The following is a 19,731-nucleotide window of genomic DNA, read 5'->3' on the forward strand; positions in this document are numbered from 1 at the left end:
AGCCCATAGTTCGATCAAGCAGAAAATTCATAATAACTTTAATCAAAGCGGCGATCTGCTCACGGTATTCATACCAGAGGCAGGTCGCCATTTTTTACTGGAAGCTTCTACCTCAAATCGCCCACCGCAGAATCAGCCCGGCCTGGGAGAGCCCACCGCCGAAGCCGTACAGCAGCAGCAAATTTCCTTTCCGAATCCGGCCATCCGAAACGGCTGCATCCAGCGCGATCGGAATGGACGCCGCCGAGGTGTTTCCGGTCAGCTTCAGCGTTGTTATAGTCTTCTCCAGTGGAATGCCGGTTCGCTCACTTACGGCATCTATAATTCGCATGTTCGGATTGTGCGGAATAAACCAGTCTAAATCTGAAACGGTGAAGCCGCTTTGATCCAGAAACTGCTGAATCCCCTCCGGCACCCGGCTGATTGCCCAGCGGAATACGGCTCTGCCGTTCTGCACAATATACCCGTTTTGCTTAATCGGACTTGCGCCAATGGAAGGAGATAAACTGGAACGGTACAGGTGGTGCCCTTCCCCGCCATCGGTCAAGGAGATGGCATCCAGAAAGGAAGGTTCATCTCCCGGAAGCCCTGCTTCAACAAGAACAGCTCCCGCGCCGTCACCGAACAAAATGCAGGTGGTGCGGTCAGTATAATCGGTAATTTTGGAAAGGGTCTCTGCGCCGATGACCAGAATTTTGCGGTGCGAACCTGCGGCAATCAATCCTCCGGCAAGCTGCAGAGCAGCCGCAAAACCAGCGCAGGCAGCCTGGACGTCAATAGCGCCGCAGTTGTCTATTCCAAACTCTGCCTGAACACGAGCAGCCATCTGGGGAAAGAACGTATCGGGAGTGGTAGTCGCCACGATAATATAATCAACGTCACCGAGCTGGACATCGTATTTGGCAACCAAATTTCTCACGGCTGCAAAACATAAATCACTGCAATATTCATCCTCTGCGGCAATTCTCCGCTCGCTGATTCCTGTACGCTGCACAATCCATTCATCTGAGGTCTCCACGATTTGTTCCAAATCCTGATTCGTTAATATGCGTTGCGGCAGGTAAGAACCAACGGCCGTGATGCGCGCGGCGGTTCGATACGAATGTTTGTTAAGTGTAATCACAGTAGAACGCCTCCTGTCGGAACAAAAATTTGAGTTCGTCACAAATTTAGAACCTGGTACTAAAACCAGATAACAATAATATAGCTTTTGCGAAGTCGTTCGTCAATGGCCGGGAGTTTAGTTCGTCCGAATGAAAGTTAAATTTGTCATATTTTTTTGGCCATAGGCTTGCTTAAAATAATAAAGTCAAATATTCAAATCATTGAAGATTCAATATTTTAGAGAGGGGCTGAACCTGAAGTGGATCGTAATATTCATCAGTTTAAGGCCGAATTCTTCAAGGCGCTTGCCCATCCGATGCGGATTCGCATACTCGAAGTACTAAGTGAAGGGGAAAGGAATGTTAATGAACTGCAGGCCATTCTGGGGTCCGAAGGTTCTGCGGTTTCCCAGCAGCTGGCCGTGCTCCGTTCAAAAAATTTGGTGAGCACCGTCAAGGAGGGAACAACGGTCGTATACTCCTTGCGCGATCCGCTGATCAAGGAGCTTCTGGCTGTAGCCAAGCAGATTTTTAACAATCATTTGGTGGAAGCCATATCGGTTCTGGAAGTCATACAGAAACAGAACTAAAAGAATAGAAAAGTAAAGAAGGGTTTATTGATGAAGTGGAGAGGGCGTTTTCAGCATTATCATGCAGCGTCGTTGCGTCAGGATGTTATTGCGGGAACCATTGTCGGTATTGTGGCCATTCCTTTGGGCATGGCCTTTGCGATCGCTTCGGGTGTGAAGCCGGAATACGGGCTCTATACAACGATCGTCGCCGGTATTCTTATTTCCCTGCTAGGTGGATCCAGATTCCAGATCGGCGGACCGACAGGGGCGTTCATTCCGGTTTTGCTGGCGATCGTTATGCAGTATGGCTATCAGGATCTGCTGATCGCCGGTTTTATGGGCGGCGTCATTCTTGTCCTGATGGGGCTTCTGAAGCTTGGGGCGCTGATCAAGTACATACCGAGGCCCGTTACGATCGGCTTCACGACGGGCATTGCGGTGACGATCTTTTGCGGACAGATCGCCGGTTTCCTTGGCCTAAGCGGGGTGAAAAGGCATGAGGATTTCTTTGGCAGCATGAAAGAAATTGCGCTTCGGCTTCCTTCCTGGAACATTTACAGTGTGATTACCGCCTGTATTTGCCTGGCGGCGCTGCTTGGGATGCCAAAGCTGATGCCCAGAATTCCAGCTTCCCTGATCGGCCTTTTGCTGTCGACGCTTGCTTCCGTCTGGCTGTATCCCGGGCATGTTGCGACGATCGGTTCCGCTTACGGCTCCATTCCCGGCGGCTTGCCGGCATTTCATCCGCTGCAAATCAACTGGGAGCATATGCAGACGCTGCTGAAACCGGCGCTGATCATTGCCATGCTTGGCGGCATCGAATCTCTTCTGTCTGCCGTTGTGGCCGACGGAATGACGGGCACCCGGCATAACAGCAACAGGGAGCTCATCGGGCAAGGCATTGCCAACATGATAACACCGCTATTCGGGGGAATTCCGGCTACGGGCGCGATCGCCCGGACAGCAACCAATATCCGGAACGGGGCGGTCTCGCCGGTATCCGGTATCGTTCACGGGATTGTGGTTCTGGCTATTGTCGCTCTGTTTGCACCATATGCCTCCCTTATTCCGCTGGCCAGTATGGCACCTGTCTTGATGATGGTGGCCTGGAACATGAGCGAACGGGTCCACTTTGCCCAAATGCTCAGGACTCGGACAGGGGATTCCGTTATTTTGCTCGTTACCTTCCTGCTGACTGTCTTTACGACGCTTACTACGGCGGTTGAAGTCGGTCTGGTGCTGGCGGCTTTGCTATTCATTCGCGGCATGAGCCGATCGCTCGTCATGCATAAGGCGCTGCCCGACCTGACGGCAGACCACAACAAGATCCTGGCGCATATGGTAACGCATGACCATGACTGCCCGCAGGTGGCTATTTTCAGCGTGGATGGGCCTTTGTTCTTTGGAGCAGCCAGCACATTTCAACAGCAAGGATTGCATTTGCTGAACAGCGAAGTCAAAGTGCTGCTGCTGCGAATGGGAAAGGTTCCGTTTATGGATACGACGGGGGAAGTCCATTTTGCGGCATTGGTCAAGTCATTAAAGCAGAAGGAAGTGTCCGTGATCGTTTCCGGAATCAGACCGCAGCCGAAGGGAATGCTGAAGAAGACGGGGTGCTTCAATCTCATTGGGGAAGGTCATTTTTTCGAGAACACGGGAGAAGCAATGGGCTTTGCCATCGGCTTGGTGAACCGTTCGAAATGCCAGGGCTGCCGCCAGTTTGCCTTTCGTGAATGTCCGTCGCTTTGCGGAGCCGAACGCTTAAGTTCAAACTCCAGCTCAAGCCAGAGCCCAAGTACTCCATCTGCCATGACTCCAATAAGCTCATGATAGAAGATCGGCCAAAGTTATCCGGTTTACGGATGAACTTTGCATCAGCCAGGACCAAAAAAGGATACCTTCCCATGAAGACGGGACGGTATCCTTTTGGCATTTACTGCTTGGCTATGTTGTTAAAGCTGATGAGGGACGCTCACTTCCGGATTCGTGTCCGCTTCATAATCCACGCCTTCGGTTTCAAAGCCGAACAGCTGGAAAAATTCCTTGCGATAGCCTTCGAGATCGGTCAGCTCATAGATGTTTTCGCTCGTTACCTGCTCCCAAATTTTCGCTACTTCTTCCTGGACGTCCTCGCGCATCTCCCAATCGTCAATACGGATACGGTCAAGTTCATCGACCGGAACCTGTTCTTTCGTATACAGACGGTCTGCAAACAAACGGTACATCTGCTCGATACAGCCTTCATGCAGCCCTTTTTCCTTCATGACTTTGTACAAAGCCGCCATATACAGGGGGACAATCGGGATTGCCGAGCTGGATTGGGTTACCAGAGCCTTGCTGACAACGACGAAAGCGCGTCCATTCCGGTCAGACAGCTTCTTGGTCAAGCTGCGGGCAGTTGCTTCAAGATGATCTTTGGCCTGGCCGATCGAACCATCCCGGTAGATGGGCTGGGTGAGCTTAGGCCCGATATAGGAATAGGCGATGGTGATGACATTGTCTGCCAGCACGCCAGCTTCCTCCAGCGTACTCATCCAGTCCTTCCAGTCGTCTCCGCCCATCACTTCAACCGTCGCCTGAATCTCTTCCTCCATTGCAGGTTCAATATTGATGTTGCTGACTTCTCCGCTATGGAAGTCGACGGTTTTATTGGAGTAAGGCTTGCCGATCGGCTTCAATACCGAATTAAAGGTTTCGCCCGTTTTCGGGTTCGTCTTGCGGGCGGTCGCCACACTATACACGATCAGGTCCACTTGACCAAGCTCGCGGCGGATCAATTCGGCCGTTCGGTTCTTCGTCTCTTCTGCAAAGGCGTCACCCGTGACGCTGAAGGATTTTAGCCCCGCTTCCTCGGCTGCCTTCTCAAAAGCGGCTGAATTGTACCAGCCGGAAGACGCCGTTCTGGTCGGCGAGCTTTTACTTGGACGATACACCCCTACCGTATTAGCACCCGCACCAAAAGCGGCTACGATGCGCGCAGCAAGCCCGTATCCGGTAGACGCCCCGATAACAAGAACATTGCGCGGTCCCTTAACCGCCGGCTGCGTTTTGACGTATTCGATTTGCTCCTGCACTTGTCGTTCGCATCCTGCCGGATGGGCTGTTGTGCAAATAAAGCCGCGTGTTCTCGGTTTAATAATCATATGCCAATTCCTCTCTTTTTCGAAAAGTTCCTTGTGAAGCCGTTTAATAAACGCACTCTTCTTATTGTAACAATTTTTTTCTATCAGTAACCAGGCTTATTCAAAAATTTAGAGAGAAGATTTTAGGGAGAACCAATACAGCTGGCGGCAGGGCGCATACCCTGATATGCTTTAAAGAACAGGTGAAGGATGCAGCTTCATGTATGGACAGATATTTTTTGAAAAATGATCCGAAAAGCCGCTCACAAAGATGAGGGCCGGCAGATTAAGAAAGGGGCCGAAAGGCCCCTTCTCTTAAACAGTCAAATTAGCAAATTAGCAGCTTAGCAGCTTAGCAGCTTGAGCTCATTCTCCAAGCCGGCAGATCAGATCACGCGGAAGCCCGGAGGAAGCGTACCGGTTCTGCGTATTCTTCGTATTTCCTCCAATGTCAGGCGGCGGTTGGAAGAAATTAGCGATTCAACGTCTCTGCCGCCAATGAGATTGTCAAGATCCCGAAGTCTGCGGTTGCCGCGGAGAACGAGGAAAGCTCCTCTGAACCGGGGTCTGGCGAACAGAACAAGAGTCGCATTAGGGTTGGTAGAGAAGAACCGCAGGCTCTCAATTCCGTTCAGAATGTTATCGATTCTGCGGATTCCAAGGTTTCCTGTGAAGACACGGCGGTTGCCTCGGAAGTTTTCCTCGTCCCAAACCGTGAGTCTGGGGAAATTTTGGGAGATATGAACGTCTTGTGGCATTCTTTCATCCCCTCCTTTCTTTGACACTATATTCTGAATCAAAAGAAAGGTATGGTTATCTGCTTCTATACTTCAAAAATTGGCGAATGGCAGATTCTAGGGAGGTCGGATAGATGAAAAAGGTACTTCTGCTGCACGGTTTTGCCCGGAAAAACAGCGATATGAGGGTTCTCGGCGATTTGCTCGCAGAATGCGGGTTGGAATGTACGCTGCTCGATCTTCCGCTCACATACAAGCCTGTGGAATACAGCGCAGCTGTGCTGGAGAAGGTTCTTGATGAGCTCATTCCAAGGCTAAAGGCGGACGAAAAGGTTTCTCTGGTTGGCCACAGCACCGGCGGGCTTGTCATCCGCAAGTTTCTGACGGATACGAAGCATTTGGATCGGGTGAACAGATGCGTGCTCATTGCTGCCCCGAACGGCGGGTCCCGGCTCGCCGATCTCGCTGGAAGCTACGCCCGCTTTAGTCTCGGCATTTTCCAAACGCTAAAGTCGCTCATGACCGCAAACATTCCCCTTTTAAATTTGCTGGATACAAGCCCTGAAGTGGGGGCTATTGCCGGGAACAACAATAACCTGTTTCTTGGCAGGTGGCTTCGGTCCGAAAATGACGGGCGTGTGGAAGTACAGTCCGTTTACTATGAAGGTTTAAAGGATTTTATCGTTCTGCCATACGGGCACATGGACATTCATTATCAGCCGGAAACGGCGCGGTATGTCTATCGTTTTCTGCGGTATGGAACCTTTCAATAATGCTCATTTCCCGGGAGACCTCCGGTTATTTTGTGCGGTCAATCGGCAGCCTGTTTTCTTGTTCCATAAATCCGATAGAGAATGAGGCCAAACAGCATGCCTGCAAATGACATGGCCGAAATCGCCAGAAACAGTGTCTGCCCCCCAAGCGCTTCATACAAAGCTCCCCCGGCATATGAGGCAACTATGCCTGAAACGCCAAAGAAGAGAAGCGCAAGCACCGTTTGTCCGGTGGCGCGCCATTCTTCCGGTACGATTCGGTACAAATATTGAATAGCGGAAGAGTAGAAGACCGGGAATGTCAGCAGCTGGAGAACTTGAAGATACGCCAGCAGGTGAGGATCCGTAACCCAGGCTGAAATGAAAAAGCGGATGAAATAAAAAGCTCCGGCCAAAGCGATCATCGTAAGCTCCCTGCCCGGCCGCAGCCACCAGAAACTGAGAGCGAACACGATAATTTCGGTTCCGGCCGCGAGAAACAAGGCTTGACCGACCAGATCCGTACTCCCGCCGAGTTCCCGGATATAGACGCCAAGGAAGGTGTCGTTCATACGCGCGGGGACGGAACTGATAAAGACGAGCACGAGGAACAGGAGCGTCTCTTTGTTGCCGAGAAACTTTTTCAGGCTTTTCAGGGAGACGGGTTTTGCCGTAACGGGAGCGTCGGGCATGGCGAGAGAGACTGCAAATCCTACCAGCGCGATCCCGGCAAAAAGATACATCAGGCTGTGAGACCCGAAATAGGTCATGAAATAACCGGCAAAGAGAGACATGACGCCATAGCCCAATGCTCCGAACGTGCGGATGGAACCGTAGCTGATTCCGGCCGCCTCCGATATCCGGAAGTTCAGGCTTTCCGTCAGCGGCTCAATCGGCATCAGGAAGAAATAAGTGAACATGGCGAACATAATCAGCAGCCCGTAGGTGCTTGAGGCAAAGAGGAAATAGCCTGTTGCCGAGGAGATCACAAGCAGCAGAAGCAGCACTTTCCGGATTGTCTTTCTGTGGTCGCTGATCATGCCCCACAGGGGCTGCGCAATAATGGTGATAATGCCGCCCGTACCGGCAATAAAGCCGATCTGCGAAGGGGTCAATCCTTGCTCGTTCAGGTAGACGGGCAGGAAAGGGATGAAGATGGCGATCAGGCAAAAATACAAAAAATTAAAAGTCCTGAGAGTTAAGGATGAATTCATAGATTTAGCGATACCTCACGTTTCTAAAGCTTGATAGCTTGGATTAATTCATCTATTGTATCACGTCGCGGACTCAATTTTGATAGATTACGGCCAAGTTCTTTAATTGTTCCTAATCTATCATGCAAATTGGCGGTTATTGCAGGAAGGGACGACCTGACGGTACACTGGATAAGAGAATCTAGTGAACCCTCAAGGAGATAGACAAATATGAAGCTGGTATCGTGGAATGTAAACGGGCTGAGAGCCTGCGTTAATAAAGGCTTTCAGGATTATTTTCATCAAGTGGACGCAGATCTGTTTTGTGTTCAGGAGACGAAGCTGCAGGACGGACAGATTTGTCTGGAATTGGGCGAGGAGTATTTGCAGTATTGGAATTATGCTCTGAAGAAAGGATATTCCGGAACGGCGGTATTTTCAAAAATCAAACCATTGTCCGTGCGCTACGGCCTTGAGGAGGAGACGGAGCCTGAAGGGCGAATCATTACGCTGGAGTTTGAGGCGTTCTATCTGGTAAACGTCTATACGCCCAATGCCAAACGGGACCTGTCCAGATTGGATTACAGGCTGGAGTGGGAGAACCGCATTCGCAGCTATATCCGGAAGCTGGACAGCCATAAACCGGTTATTATATGCGGTGATTTGAATGTGGCCCATCAGGAGATTGATCTGAAGAATCCGAATTCTAACCGGAACAATTCAGGGTTTACGCCGGAGGAACGGGGCAAGATGACCGAACTGCTGGATGCCGGATTCATCGACACCTTCAGGTATTTGTATCCGGAGCTTACGGGCGCTTATAGCTGGTGGTCTTATATGATGAAGGTCCGCGAGCGGAATATCGGGTGGCGGATTGACTATTTCCTGGCCTCTACAAGGCTTGCTCCGCTGCTTCAGGACGCCCGAATCGACAAGGATGTAATGGGCAGCGATCATTGTCCGGTTATTCTGGAACTTGCCTTATGAGAAGGCAACTTTCAAAAGCAAAAGCAGAATGAGAATGATCCGGGTAGAAGCTCAAGCGGCGTTTATCCATGCAGCCAAACCTATTCGGATTTCTCTACACGAAGCCAGAATCGTGATAAAATAAGTTGTTATCGATTCGATCAAGTTCTTGCAATACCTATAACGACGTGGAGGCAATGAACCATGAGTGATTTTCATGCTATGCTGGGCAAATATGCGGAGCTGGTGATCAAGGTGGGCGTCAATATCCAGCCCGGCCAGGTTTTGCTTGTGCAGTCTCCTTTGGAAACTGCGGAATTTACGCGTTTGGTTGTAGCCAAAGCCTATGAGGCGGGCGCCAAATATGTGCAGGTGGATTGGGACGACGAGCGCGTGACCCGGATCCGCTACGAGACGGCGCCGGACGATTCCTTCGGCTATTATCCGAAATGGCAGGCGGATATGATGGAGCAACTGGCCGAAGGCGGCGGGGCTCTTTTACATATTAAAGTTCCGGATCCCGAACTGTTCCGCGGCATCGACTCCTCCAAGGTGGCCACCGCGGTCAAAGCGGCTGCGGTAGCGCGCCAGAAGTTCCAGGGATATGTGCGCAGCAACAAGGTTACCTGGTCCCTGATCAAGGCGCCGACCAGAGCCTGGGCGGACAAAGTGTTCGCGGATCTGCCCGAAGAAGAACGGCTGGCTGCCATGTGGGATGCGGTATTCCGGATGAACCGGGTCCACAGCGGCGATCCGGTCGAGGCTTGGCAGGAGCATATCCGCAAATTGAAGGAAAGCCAGGAGCGCATGAACGCCAAACGTTATAAGGCGCTGCACTATCGTGCGCCGGGAACCGATCTGCGAGTCGAGCTTCCGGATGGCCATTTGTGGCTTGGCGGCGGCGATTACAATGAAAACGGCGTGTATTTTATAGCCAATATGCCTACAGAGGAAATCTATACGATGCCGCTTCGCACCGGCGTGAACGGTACCGTCACAAGCACGATGCCGCTGAACCTGAACGGACGTCTTGTGGAAGGCATCAAACTGACTTTTAAAGACGGCAGGGTAACGGAATATGAAGCGGAATCCGGACGGGAGCATCTGACATCGCTGCTCGAAACCGACGAAGGGGCGTCCTACCTGGGAGAAATGGCGCTTGTACCGCACAGCTCGCCAATCTCGCGCATGAACCGGATCTTTTATAATACGGGAATTGATGAGAATGCCTCGTGCCATTTTGCGCTGGGCAGCTGCTATCCGGTGAACATTGAGGGAGGAACGAAGCTGAGCAAGCAGGAGCTGCTGGAAAGGGGCGGAAATGTCAGCCTGACTCATGTGGACTTTATGGTGGGTTCTGCGGAGCTGGACATTGACGGCGAATTGGCGGACGGCAGCATCGAACCGGTCTTCCGCAAAGGGGATTGGGTAAAGTTCAATCCGAAGGCGGGAGAATAGACTGTCTGGCCGATCCGGCAAATTAGGGCAAGCATTCCGTCTAGCCTGACTCTTGAAAGGCTTATACATTTGTCTTTCCATCAGATCATCTCCCTTATATAGGTTTGATGTGCTCGTAGAGCGAAAACATACCGATTAGCGTGGTTCGAGACTTCGGGTACGATGGACGATGGAGATTCGGTGGTTAGGGAGTAAAAGAAGGAGAAGAGAGCTCATAGTAGATCAAAAGAGGAGATGGGTATGAGGTGGAAAGCCTGCGGTCCGCCTTTAAAGTCGTGTTCTAACCCCTATGATATATTCATGAGAACACGACTTTAACAGCGGGTGGAACCTCATACCCATCCCCCCAGTTCCTCGGGACGTATGGGTCTGCACGCAAAGAACCGTCTGGCGATTTTTCCGGACGGTTTTTCTTAGAGTCTTTTTACAGGGTAAAAAAAATCGTGCGCAATCCGAACGGATTACGCACTTGCATAGGATATCATGTTTATACGAGTATGTCCGGATGCGGTTACTCACCGTATGATGAGGGGTAAAAAGATTTTTTAGGCAGCGATTCAAGCCTGAACGGGCTTAGCCCGAGACGACTTTAGCTGTTTTGTTGTACCTCGAGATCACCTGATCAAACAGGGGATGATCTGCAGGAATGCCGAGCTCGTCCGTAACTACCTGCTCGATGCCTTGCTTTCGAATCGATTCCTGCAGCTTTACGGCCTCGGGATCTTTGGAGTACTCAAACCGAAGGGCCGAAGCGATAGCGGCAACGAGATATTTCGTTTCAAGTCCGAATTCATAAGCCTTCATCGCAGGGTAAACAAGACGTTCTTCCGGTGAAAGTTTGCGAAGCGGGGAACGGGCAACGCGGGTCACCTGATCATTAAAATGGGGATTGGAGAAACGGCCCAGTATTTTCTCGATATACTGATTATGCTTGGACGGGTCAAAGCCGTGTTTGCGGATCAGCAGCGCTCCTGTTTCCTGAAGCGCACCCCTGACGCTGGCCTGGATGTCGGGATCGGACATAGCATCCTGTATAGTAGCGCAGCCTTTCAGATAGCCGAAGTAAGCGGCGCAGCAGTGGCCTGTATTTACGGTAAACAGCTTGCGTTCCAGATAAGGGTCCAGAGAATCTGCAAAACGAACGCCCTGGATCGGCGGGGAATCCCCTTTGATTTGGTTTTGGTCGATCACCCATTCGCAAAAAGGCTCCACCATGACCTGCAGATGGTCTTGATGCTTTTGAACAGGGACAATGCGGTCGACTACGGCATTTGGAAAGGCGATATGGAGATCCGCCTGAGCGGCGGCTGAGGGCTTCAGGTGCCGGTATACCCATTTTTTGAGCACCTGACTGGCACCAATTCCGTTCTCGCATGCAATGATATGAAGCGGTTTGCGGGCTTGATGCTGCTTCAGCCGCAAGGTAATGCCTTTGGCTATTGTCTCCGCAATGTCTTTCAGAGCATTGATTCCTACGGCGGTTGTCACGATTTCCGCTTCTGAGACGGCTTTAACCACTTTATTGGAATCTCCCAGACTTACGGCGGTTACATTGTCCACCATAAAAGAATCGAGGTTCTCATTGGCCAGAATAACTGGATACTGACGCCTCTCTCTGAGCTCCTCCACTTTCTTTTTGTTTCTAGCCACGAAAGTAACTTTATAACCGGATTTGGATAATACCGGGCCGATAAAGCCTCTCCCGATATTGCCCGCACCGAAATGTACTGCTTTCATAGCGGTGTTCCTCCTTTTTTGGTCAGATGACTGACGTTAAGCTTGAGGAACAGGACATGAAGAAGTCATATGCGCCCAGAAGGATTTGAAACCACCCTCGTGCCCTGTTCCATTCAAACGTCAATAATGCGTTAAGCACGGCAACTTACGGGTAACGAGTCTGGCAGGTTGTGTCAGTTAAACAGCTTGCGGGTGACGACATGGTCAAAATTGAGGTTGCTTAAACAATCGGTTTTGTAATGCGGAGTAGTGAAATCAAGAAAACGAGTGATTTCATTGGGAATGACTACACAGTGCATTCCGGCCGCAGCTGCCGCCTTGGAGCCGTTCGGCGAATCTTCGATCGCCACCGCTTCATCCGGCTCAAGACCCAAACAGGACAAAGCTTGATTATACAACTCAGGGTCCGGTTTTACGTTCTCTACATCATCCGCGGTACGGATACATTCGAAATAATCATATATGCCGAGAAGGTTCAAATGCTTGTCGACCCATTCCCTTGAAGAGCTTGAAGCAAGACCAAGCTTCAAACCAGCCGTTTTGGCCGAGTCCAGAAAATGCTGAATGCCTGGACGTATAGTTTCCATTTCCATTAGCTCGCTATGACGCCTATGGATGGCCTTTCTAAACTCATCCTTATCGAGGGGGAGATTGAGGTCTGTCATCAGGTATTCGTAAGGGTTAAAGTTGTTCAAACTGGTCCCGATGCAGGTAGAGTATTGCTCCAGCGTCAGTTCGACACCATGCTCCTTATAGGCTTCCCGGAAAGCATGATACCACGCAGTTTCGGTGTCAATAATTGTGCCGTCAAAATCGAATATGAGCCCCTTGATCATAATCAATCATCTCCTTCTTTTATTCATTTAGGTTAGAAAACCTACCAAACCAAGTTAGCAAAAAATAAAATTTTCCCATGTGGTTATTGGGTTTCTATAAAAAACCGTAACATAGGCAAAACTTTTGCGTCAAGGCGAGTAGGAAACATGACGCCACTTGACTGCGCTTTCATTCAGAAAAGTAGAAACGCTTTCATCTGAAAGATTTGAACCCTGCAGACAGGGAAAACAGGAGCTCTGAAAATGGAGAGCGGGTCATCCATAAAGCAAGTAGGGTCAAGGGTTTGACCCTTTTCGAAAGCTTGGAAATGATAGGAATGGACAAGTCTTGAACAGGTTGTCCGAAATTCGATGGAAGAAGAGAGTTATAAATTTTTTTTAAAAAATGTCCGGTGGCCTCGGAATATAGGCGATTTCCCAGCGGGTGAGTTCGAAAAAAAGCTTGCGGAGCACAGGAGATTAAATTAATATCTAATTAAACAATAATCTAATTAGATATTAATTTAATTGAATGTGAGGTAGCATCTTATGACAAATCATTCTGCCATAACGGTAATGCGTAAGCGAAAGGGTTACACCGGTTTATTTATGGCGGGCATTGTAAATGGAATAGGCGATCGCTTTAGCCAGGTTGCCATGCTTTCCCTGATTCTGGCGATGACCGGTTCGGGCATTGATGTAGGGATCACGATGGGCATACGGATTCTGCCCTTTCTGCTCCTTGCACCGATAGGAGGGATGCTTGCGGTGAAGCTGCCGCGCAAAGCTATCCTCCTGACAACGGATCTGCTGCGTGTGCCGGTGGCTTTGTCTTATCTGTTTGTGCATTCTGCCGAGGATATTTGGATCCTTATCGCGGGCAGCTTTATCCTGGCTGCAGGGGAGGCCGTCTATGCGCCCGTGCGAAAGTCTGCCATCCCGCTTCTGGTGAAGCGCGATGAACTGATGGCGGTTAACGGCCTGGAGCAGGCGCTTACCGGCTGCGTATTGCTTATCGGGGCCATTGCTGGAGGCGCGGTATCGTTCTGGCTGGGTCCGGAGTGGTCCTTTGTCCTGAATGCGGTCTCTTTTCTAATCACAGCGGGAATCGTATCGAGGATTGACTTTTCGCCGGTGGAAATTACGTCAGGGCCGGAGCAGGAAGAGTCCCGGGTACAGAGCAGTGTCCCCGCTGTCCCGGGGAAGTGGCGCGACCTGGCCGCCTTGTTCACCGCCAGTCTGCCGCTTCAGGTCGTTCTTGGCTTTGAACTGCTCGTGCCGATGTTCAACGGGATTGACAATGTGCTGATCAGCGTATACGCCGTACAGGAATATCATGCCGGCGACCTCGGGGTCGGGCTGCTCTATGGGGCCATAGGCATCGGTTTGACGCTTAGTCTGCTTGCGGGGCACTTGGCAGGCGCGAGCGTGCTCGCCGGAGCGTTAGGCGGTCTGCTCATCGAAGGGCTGATGCTCATCTGCATCAGCGCCGCGCCGGAATTTTGGATTGCCTTCGCGCTGTACATTCCGCTCACCTTGGCCGGTGGCTTTGGCAACGCCTGCTTGGATACCCTCATGATGCGGGAACTTCCTCAAAGCCAGCAGGGGCCTGTGTTCGGATTGCTATCGGCGATAAGCAACGCTCTGCTGGGCTGCTCCATGCTGGCTGCCGGCTGGCTGCTCGAGTGGTTCGATCCAAGAACGATCGGGCGGTTCGGCGGGGGAGCCTATATAGTGATCTCGCTGCTGCTCATGTTGTATTTATGGCTCGGCGGCATTTTCCGAGGAAGGAGAAAAGCGAATGTGGATTCTTTCAAATTAAAACGGGAAGTTCGTCCCTGAAGAGGCGGTTATCAAGAAAGAAAAGGCATCCTGCAGCCATTCATTCGGTTGCGGGATGCCTCTATTATTCTATTAAAGAATAAACTCCGATGAAGCTGAACTTTTTAAGAAATTTATAGTATAAGCGTATCGCCCGGAGCCAGCACCTTGCCTTTTATGCCTTTGGCTTCCAGCTTGCGAACGAAAGCCGCCGCGTCCTGTTTGATAGGCGGGAATGTATTGTAGTGAATGGGAACAACCAGCTTGGCGTTGTACCATTCAGCCGCCTGCAGCGCATCCTCGGGACCCATCGTGAAATGGTCGCCGATCGGAACGAAAGCGATGTCGATGCTGCTGCGCTCCCCGATCAGCTTCATATCGCTGAACAGTCCGGTATCTCCTGGATGCAGAATCGTCAGGCCCCCGGTTTTAATGATATATCCGGCGGGCATGCCGCCATACAGGATGCTTTTGCTCTCTTCGACAACGATGCCGGAGCTGTGGAAGGCCTGCACCATTTTGGCTGTTGCAAATCCAAGGTCATATGTTCCGCCGATGTTCATGCCGACGGTTTTGACGCCTTTCCAGGAGAAAAAGGCGGCGAGCTCGGGATTCGCGATAACGGGAATGTCATTTGCTTTGGCAATCAGTTCAGTGTCCAGAATATGGTCCGCATGGGCATGGGTCAGCAGGATGGCATCTGTTTTGATATCTTCCGCCTTGACGGCCGCGAGCTGGTTCCCGCTGAGAAACGGGTCGACAATCAAGGATTTGCCGCCCGCAGCGATTTGCACCGTGGAATGCCCATGGTAAATGATTTGCAGCATGTTGTCCCCTCCTCGGATAAATGGATAATGACTGCCTGAAGCAGTCTCTTTTCTATTATAATGATCCTAAATAACAAAACCAAAAATTACAATATTCTACATTATCCGCAGGCGATTATTAATAGCTATGAATTCGTAATCTTCAAATTTTTGCTTTTGGTTAGGAAAGTCTTGCACCTACAGTTACGTCATGGAGTAAGATCGAGGAGTAACGAAGATACGGAGGAGGCTTTCTTATGGACAAAGAAGAACAGTTCAGCATTGGAGAATTTTCAGATAAAACGGGCGTATCGATTAGAACCTTGCATTATTATGATGAAATCGGTTTGCTGACGCCGCTTAAGCATCCAACCACCGGGCACCGGATTTACCGGAAGGAGGACATTCTGTCGCTGCAGAAAATTGTCAGTTTCAAGTTTTTGGGCTACAGCCTGGAACAAATCATGGAGATGGTCAGGCTTTCGCAATTTGATTCCGGATTATTGGAATCGCTGCGGATGCAGAAAGGATTATTTGAAGAGAAAAAGGCGCATATCGAAAGCGCATTAAAGGCAGTGAACCGGAACGATAAAGCTGCTGGAGAAGGAGGGGCAGATTGATGGCAGCGTGCTTCTCAGCTTGATTCACAGTATACAAACGGAGAAGGAACAGCGGGAATGGCTTGAACAGCATGTGTCCCGGGAGGCCGTGGACCGTCTTTATAATAAAAGCCCGGAGGCCATGGAATCACTGGACAGGGAATACGTTGAATGGACCAGGGAAGTCAAACGGCTTGCCGGCAGGCCTGTGGGCGACCCGGAGGTTCAGGAACTGATTGGGCGTCAAATGAAAATGAACCTGGATTTTGTCGGCACGGAAGATATTGCGGAGTTTGCAGAACTCGCTGCAATGGATGAGGCAAGTTTTGCCGGAATAGCGTCCGGTACGTTATCCTCATTTTCCCCCGATGAGGAAGCCTGGCTGCAGGAAGTGATTGAATATTACGTACAAGAGAACGGTTTCAAACTTCCCGGACAGGATTAGAAGGCAATTTTATGACAATGCCTGAAGCTGGTTTGTAAAGGCTTCCAAGCCAGGCGTATAATGAACTTGTACTATTTTGAAAGGAGAGATAGAACTTGAGCGAAAAAGTTTTTATTAGTCCAGGAAAATATGTACAAGGCAAAAACGTGGTTGATAAAACAGGAGATTATGTTAAAGGATTTGGAAAGTGCGCTTTGGTCATGGCGGACGAACTGGTCTGGAAGATCGTTGGGGACCGGGTAGTCACAAGTCTTGAACAGGCCGGAATTGCGGTTATCAAAGTGGAATTCAAAGGCGAAGCGTCCAAAAATGAAATAAACCGGATTGCCGAGCAGGGCAAAGGACAACACGTTGATATGGTGATCGGTGTAGGCGGCGGCAAGACGCTGGATACGGCCAAAGCCGTCAATGATGTGCTGAAAGCTGCCTGCGTAATTATACCAACGACAGCTTCGACGGATGCCCCAACCAGTGCGCTGTCGGTCATTTATACGGATGAAGGCGCATTCGATACCTATTCTTTTTACCGGAAAAATCCGGATTTAATTCTGGTGGATACGAAGGTGATTGCCGGGGCGCCGCCGCTGTTCCTGGCTTCGGGCATCGCAGACGCGATGGCGACCTGGATCGAGTGCCGGTCGGTTATCGAGGCGCGGGCGAATACGATTGCGGGAGGACTGCCAACCTTGGCCGCTGAAGCAATCGCCCGAAAATGCGAGGAGACGCTGTTTGACTTTGGCCTGCTCGCCTATGAATCCGTGAAGCGCAAAGTTGTGACCCCTGCCCTTGAAGCGGTCGTTGAAGCGAATACGCTGCTCAGCGGACTTGGCTTTGAAAGCGGCGGTCTGGCCGGGGCCCATGCGATCCATAACGGGTTTACCGTGCTGGAGGGCGATATTCATCATCTGACGCACGGTCAGAAGGTGGCCTTCGGCACGCTGGTCCAGCTGGCACTTGAGAAGCGCCCGCAGGCGGAGATCGAGCGCTATATTGACTTTTACCTGAAGCTGGAGCTTCCGGTCACTTTGGAGGATATCAAGCTTAAAGACGCTTCACGGGACGATTTGTACCGCGTCGCCGAAGCTGCAACCAAAGAAGGCGAGACGTCTCATAACCTGCCGTTCCCCGTAACAGCTGACGATGTGCTGGATGCGATTCTCGCTGCGGATCAATATTCGCTGGCTTATAAGAGAAAAATCGGCCTCGCGGCCGAATAAAATTGGCTCGGTGGGTTACAAAGTTACACAAAACCGCGTTCGTGATACAACCATGGGCGCGGTTTTTGTGTTGACGAGCCAAAAAATGAGGAAGCGAATTCGCACGTCACCTTGTTTTACTGGCGACATAAGATTCTTGCCGCTCTGAAGCAGATTCCAACTGAAGCGTTCCAGGGAATCGTCGAAATGGACGAAACGTATTTCTTATTCTCCGAAAAGGGCAAACGGAATATTGCCGAACGTAAGCCACGTAAACGTGGCGGAAAAGCCAAATATCGTGGTATTAGTAATGACCAAGTATGTATGCTCGTTGCCCGTGACCATCAGAAAATGACATACTCTGGCGTACTTGGAGATGGGCGTATTCGGACTACAAAATTGGATGAAGCGATTGGTATTCATATATCTGACTCAAACGTGCTATGCACTGATTCGTGGAGAGCATTCAGTTCCTATGCGAATTCAAAGGGCTTGGCTCATTACCGATTCAAGTCCGACGGAAAACAACGTGTAAAAGGCGTGTACCATATCCAAAACGTAAACAGCTACCACAGCCGCTTGAAGAAATGGATGGACCGCTTTAATGGTGTTGCAACCAAATATTTGCAACATTATTTGGCATGGTTTCGTTATATAGACAGCAAGGAATATGAGAATACCTCATCGAATAAGAAAAATATGTTGGTCAAATCGTGCCTTTTTACTGTAACTGACACGAATACCAAACTTAGGCTTTCTGCTTATTCTTGTTAAGCTCCCATGGAAGAACGAATCTACTTCCATGATCTGTGGTGTCGCTTGCGGCATTGATGGTAGATCAACGAAAGGAGTAACAAATCATGAAACGAAGAATAATTTTAGATTTAGCAGTTTCTTTAGATGGTTTTATTGAAGGAAAAAATGGAGAAGTTGATTGGTGCATTATGGACTCTGAGATGGGGTTTATCAATTTCTTAAATCAAATTGATACTATTTTATATGGAAGAAAAAGCTACGATTTATGGGGGCAATTTACTCCAGAAATTGAAGATGCTGAAACAGAAAAAGAAATGTGGGGATTAGTTCATAGTAAAGAAAAATATGTGTTTTCCAGAACGCAAAAAGGGACGGATAATAAAGCAATATTCATAAACGATAATATTCTTGAAGAAGTAAATAAATTAAAGAATAAGCCTGGTAAAGACATCTGGCTATATGGTGGAGCAAGTCTTATTACAACTTTTATTAATTTAGGGCTTGTTGATGAATTTAGATTATCTGTTCACCCTGTTATTTTGGGAGAAGGAAAACCGTTGTTTATTGATATTAAACAGAGGATGAATTTAAAAATGGTTAATACAAGAACTTTCTCCTCTGGCGTTGTACAACTAATCTATCATTTGAGTGGGAAATAATATTGCACATTTCCAAAGATAAAATACAATAAAATATCATCAGGAAATACTGGACAGTAATTCAACTAAGGGGAAACAATAGCTCAATAAACCGCCTTTTCACCAAGGCGGTTTTTAACGCGAGGCGGGGATTTGAAGTGAATTGGGCATTCTGGATATTAGGCGGATTGAATGTACTGATGTAGGGAACCATGGCGGTCATTTATACGGCAAAGGTGGGGAAAATCGGGAGGTTTTGGGAAACGGTATAACAACCGGACAAGAGTGAACCGCCCCTAATTTCTGTGGTCGTATGTCACGACGGATGATGCGATGCTTGGCAAGCTGATCAAGCGGGCCGGATACCGTCAGGATGCCATTTTCGGTACGAAAATGATCGGCGTCTTGAACTGGTATGAGAGCCTGCGGCAATTGATTGGAAGCGTGGAGAAATCGGTGTACAGCTTCAAGTCTGCGATGTTAATTTATTTCATTGTCCTGTTTGCTGACGATGATCTACCCTTGGGCGGGCCTGTTTCTCGGTCCTGTCTCAGCCCGAATGCTCTGCCTTGTCAGCCTGCTGTCAGTCTTTTGGCTTTACTATATGTATTCAAAGCATTCGGGGAGCAGGTTTTGGTACGGAATCGCACATCCCGTCATCGGCTTGTTTCTGATTGCTGGAGGAATACGTGGAGCTTTCCGGGCCCGCAGCCGGGGCGGCATGACATGGCGGGGAACGACTTATGACCGTAAAAATTTGAAGGCCTAGGCGCTTGGATCACGGGACAACAAAACCGGATCAGGACCTCGCATGGATCCGGTTTTGCTCCCGGAGAATACAGGAGGCGGCCCCCCGGACCTTGCTTGTAGCCTTTGTTACTGAACAAGCTAGTACCCCATCAATCCTTAAATTGTGGGTAAAGGCGTTTTAATTTGATCCTTGCTTCATCGGTAGTAAACTGCCAGTCCACGCCTTTTTGGTTTTGGTTTCGGGCACACTCCCATGCCGATAATT

General features: G+C 49.8%; 18 protein-coding genes and 2 pseudogenes. 12 read left to right on the top strand and 8 right to left on the bottom strand.

Annotation, left to right across the window (positions count from 1 at the left end):
- Positions 1–112 precede the first annotated feature (112 nt).
- Complete coding sequence (locus K7397_RS11945; protein ID WP_420488778.1) at positions 113–1,123, bottom strand: ketoacyl-ACP synthase III; 1,011 nt, start codon at positions 1,121–1,123, stop codon at positions 113–115.
- Positions 1,124–1,363: 240 nt separating this feature from the next.
- Between K7397_RS11945 and K7397_RS11950 the strand changes: the two genes are divergently transcribed.
- The gene (locus tag K7397_RS11950) at positions 1,364–1,693 is read left to right on the top strand and encodes an ArsR/SmtB family transcription factor (RefSeq protein WP_223068186.1); all 330 of its coding nucleotides are present in this window, start codon (positions 1,364–1,366) and stop codon (positions 1,691–1,693) included.
- 30 nt (positions 1,694–1,723) lie between these two features.
- Entirely contained in the window at positions 1,724–3,505 is a 1,782-nt protein-coding gene (locus tag K7397_RS11955) for a SulP family inorganic anion transporter (RefSeq protein WP_223068187.1), read from the top strand.
- 122 nt (positions 3,506–3,627) lie between these two features.
- On the opposite strand, the gene fabV is transcribed toward K7397_RS11955, so the two are convergent.
- Together fabV and K7397_RS11965 are read right to left on the bottom strand one after the other, a co-directional pair.
- On the bottom strand, positions 3,628–4,818 hold the full coding sequence (gene fabV, locus K7397_RS11960) for an enoyl-ACP reductase FabV (protein WP_223068188.1): 1,191 nt from the start codon (positions 4,816–4,818) through the stop codon (positions 3,628–3,630).
- A 365-nt stretch (positions 4,819–5,183) separates the two neighbouring features.
- On the bottom strand, positions 5,184–5,555 hold the full coding sequence (locus tag K7397_RS11965; RefSeq protein WP_223068189.1) for a hypothetical protein: 372 nt from the start codon (positions 5,553–5,555) through the stop codon (positions 5,184–5,186).
- A gap of 113 nt (positions 5,556–5,668) precedes the next feature.
- Here K7397_RS11965 and K7397_RS11970 point away from each other — a divergent pair, with 113 nt between their 5' ends.
- Entirely contained in the window at positions 5,669–6,307 is a 639-nt protein-coding gene (locus K7397_RS11970) for an alpha/beta fold hydrolase (protein WP_223068190.1), read from the top strand.
- A gap of 38 nt (positions 6,308–6,345) precedes the next feature.
- Here the strand turns inward: K7397_RS11970 and K7397_RS11975 are convergent, their stop codons facing one another.
- On the bottom strand, positions 6,346–7,500 hold the full coding sequence (locus tag K7397_RS11975; protein ID WP_223068191.1) for an MFS transporter: 1,155 nt from the start codon (positions 7,498–7,500) through the stop codon (positions 6,346–6,348).
- Between the two features lie 210 nt (positions 7,501–7,710).
- Between K7397_RS11975 and xth the strand changes: the two genes are divergently transcribed.
- Both xth and K7397_RS11985 read left to right on the top strand, forming a co-directional pair.
- On the top strand, positions 7,711–8,466 hold the full coding sequence (xth, locus tag K7397_RS11980) for an exodeoxyribonuclease III (protein ID WP_223068192.1): 756 nt from the start codon (positions 7,711–7,713) through the stop codon (positions 8,464–8,466).
- A 183-nt stretch (positions 8,467–8,649) separates the two neighbouring features.
- Positions 8,650–9,903: an aminopeptidase gene (locus K7397_RS11985; RefSeq protein ID WP_223068193.1), complete on the top strand. Its 1,254-nt coding sequence runs from the start codon at positions 8,650–8,652 to the stop codon at positions 9,901–9,903.
- A 573-nt stretch (positions 9,904–10,476) separates the two neighbouring features.
- On the opposite strand, the gene K7397_RS11990 is transcribed toward K7397_RS11985, so the two are convergent.
- A complete protein-coding gene (locus tag K7397_RS11990) occupies positions 10,477–11,640 on the bottom strand; it encodes a mannitol-1-phosphate 5-dehydrogenase (protein ID WP_223068194.1) in 1,164 nt (387 codons plus the stop codon).
- A gap of 173 nt (positions 11,641–11,813) precedes the next feature.
- On the bottom strand, positions 11,814–12,476 hold the full coding sequence (locus K7397_RS11995) for an HAD family hydrolase (protein WP_223068195.1): 663 nt from the start codon (positions 12,474–12,476) through the stop codon (positions 11,814–11,816).
- Between the two features lie 528 nt (positions 12,477–13,004).
- On the opposite strand from K7397_RS11995, the gene K7397_RS12000 reads away from it, so the two are divergent.
- Entirely contained in the window at positions 13,005–14,297 is a 1,293-nt protein-coding gene (locus K7397_RS12000; RefSeq protein WP_223068196.1) for an MFS transporter, read from the top strand.
- Positions 14,298–14,410: 113 nt separating this feature from the next.
- On the opposite strand, the gene K7397_RS12005 is transcribed toward K7397_RS12000, so the two are convergent.
- Positions 14,411–15,103, bottom strand: coding sequence for a metal-dependent hydrolase (locus K7397_RS12005; RefSeq protein ID WP_223068197.1), 693 nt, complete (start codon positions 15,101–15,103; stop codon positions 14,411–14,413).
- A gap of 236 nt (positions 15,104–15,339) precedes the next feature.
- On the opposite strand from K7397_RS12005, the gene K7397_RS22025 reads away from it, so the two are divergent.
- The 6 genes and pseudogenes from K7397_RS22025 (at position 15,340) to K7397_RS12030 (ending at position 19,463) form a co-directional block, all read left to right on the top strand.
- A complete protein-coding gene (locus tag K7397_RS22025) occupies positions 15,340–15,702 on the top strand; it encodes a MerR family transcriptional regulator (RefSeq protein ID WP_337926714.1) in 363 nt (120 codons plus the stop codon).
- Between the two features lie 7 nt (positions 15,703–15,709).
- A complete protein-coding gene (locus K7397_RS22030; protein WP_337926715.1) occupies positions 15,710–16,126 on the top strand; it encodes a TipAS antibiotic-recognition domain-containing protein in 417 nt (138 codons plus the stop codon).
- Positions 16,127–16,221: 95 nt separating this feature from the next.
- Positions 16,222–17,343 carry a glycerol dehydrogenase gene (locus K7397_RS12015; RefSeq protein WP_223068198.1) on the top strand — a complete coding sequence of 374 codons (1,122 nt, stop codon included), beginning with the start codon at positions 16,222–16,224 and terminating at the stop codon, positions 17,341–17,343.
- A gap of 102 nt (positions 17,344–17,445) precedes the next feature.
- Positions 17,446–18,096 (top strand): annotated as a pseudogene (locus K7397_RS12020) (IS1595 family transposase); the annotation flags it as partial.
- An 86-nt stretch (positions 18,097–18,182) separates the two neighbouring features.
- Complete coding sequence (locus K7397_RS12025; RefSeq protein WP_223068199.1) at positions 18,183–18,737, top strand: dihydrofolate reductase family protein; 555 nt, start codon at positions 18,183–18,185, stop codon at positions 18,735–18,737.
- A gap of 312 nt (positions 18,738–19,049) precedes the next feature.
- Positions 19,050–19,463, top strand: coding sequence for a hypothetical protein (locus K7397_RS12030; protein WP_223068200.1), 414 nt, complete (start codon positions 19,050–19,052; stop codon positions 19,461–19,463).
- A gap of 152 nt (positions 19,464–19,615) precedes the next feature.
- Here K7397_RS12030 and K7397_RS21505 read toward each other — a convergent pair.
- A pseudogene (locus K7397_RS21505) lies at positions 19,616–19,731 on the bottom strand (IS630 family transposase); the annotation flags it as partial.

The organism is Paenibacillus caui, from assembly GCF_019904135.1.
GTDB classification, from domain to species: domain Bacteria; phylum Bacillota; class Bacilli; order Paenibacillales; family Paenibacillaceae; genus Fontibacillus; species Fontibacillus caui.

What these genes read in the sequence shown, in the direction of transcription:
- K7397_RS11970 (WP_223068190.1), top strand. Translation starts at nt 5,669, where the DNA reads ATGAAAAAGGTACTTCTGCTGCACGGTTTTGCCCGGAAAAACAGCGAT.
- K7397_RS11955 (WP_223068187.1), top strand. Translation starts at nt 1,724, where the DNA reads ATGAAGTGGAGAGGGCGTTTTCAGCATTATCATGCAGCGTCGTTGCGT.
- K7397_RS11985 (WP_223068193.1), top strand. Translation starts at nt 8,650, where the DNA reads ATGAGTGATTTTCATGCTATGCTGGGCAAATATGCGGAGCTGGTGATC.
- K7397_RS11995 (WP_223068195.1), bottom strand. Translation starts at nt 12,476, where the DNA reads ATGATCAAGGGGCTCATATTCGATTTTGACGGCACAATTATTGACACC.
- K7397_RS11990 (WP_223068194.1), bottom strand. Translation starts at nt 11,640, where the DNA reads ATGAAAGCAGTACATTTCGGTGCGGGCAATATCGGGAGAGGCTTTATC.
- K7397_RS12005 (WP_223068197.1), bottom strand. Translation starts at nt 15,103, where the DNA reads ATGCTGCAAATCATTTACCATGGGCATTCCACGGTGCAAATCGCTGCG.
- K7397_RS12030 (WP_223068200.1), top strand. Translation starts at nt 19,050, where the DNA reads ATGCTTGGCAAGCTGATCAAGCGGGCCGGATACCGTCAGGATGCCATT.
- K7397_RS12025 (WP_223068199.1), top strand. Translation starts at nt 18,183, where the DNA reads ATGAAACGAAGAATAATTTTAGATTTAGCAGTTTCTTTAGATGGTTTT.
- K7397_RS11965 (WP_223068189.1), bottom strand. Translation starts at nt 5,555, where the DNA reads ATGCCACAAGACGTTCATATCTCCCAAAATTTCCCCAGACTCACGGTT.
- K7397_RS22025 (WP_337926714.1), top strand. Translation starts at nt 15,340, where the DNA reads ATGGACAAAGAAGAACAGTTCAGCATTGGAGAATTTTCAGATAAAACG.
- K7397_RS11975 (WP_223068191.1), bottom strand. Translation starts at nt 7,500, where the DNA reads ATGAATTCATCCTTAACTCTCAGGACTTTTAATTTTTTGTATTTTTGC.
- xth (WP_223068192.1), top strand. Translation starts at nt 7,711, where the DNA reads ATGAAGCTGGTATCGTGGAATGTAAACGGGCTGAGAGCCTGCGTTAAT.
- K7397_RS12000 (WP_223068196.1), top strand. Translation starts at nt 13,005, where the DNA reads ATGACAAATCATTCTGCCATAACGGTAATGCGTAAGCGAAAGGGTTAC.
- fabV (WP_223068188.1), bottom strand. Translation starts at nt 4,818, where the DNA reads ATGATTATTAAACCGAGAACACGCGGCTTTATTTGCACAACAGCCCAT.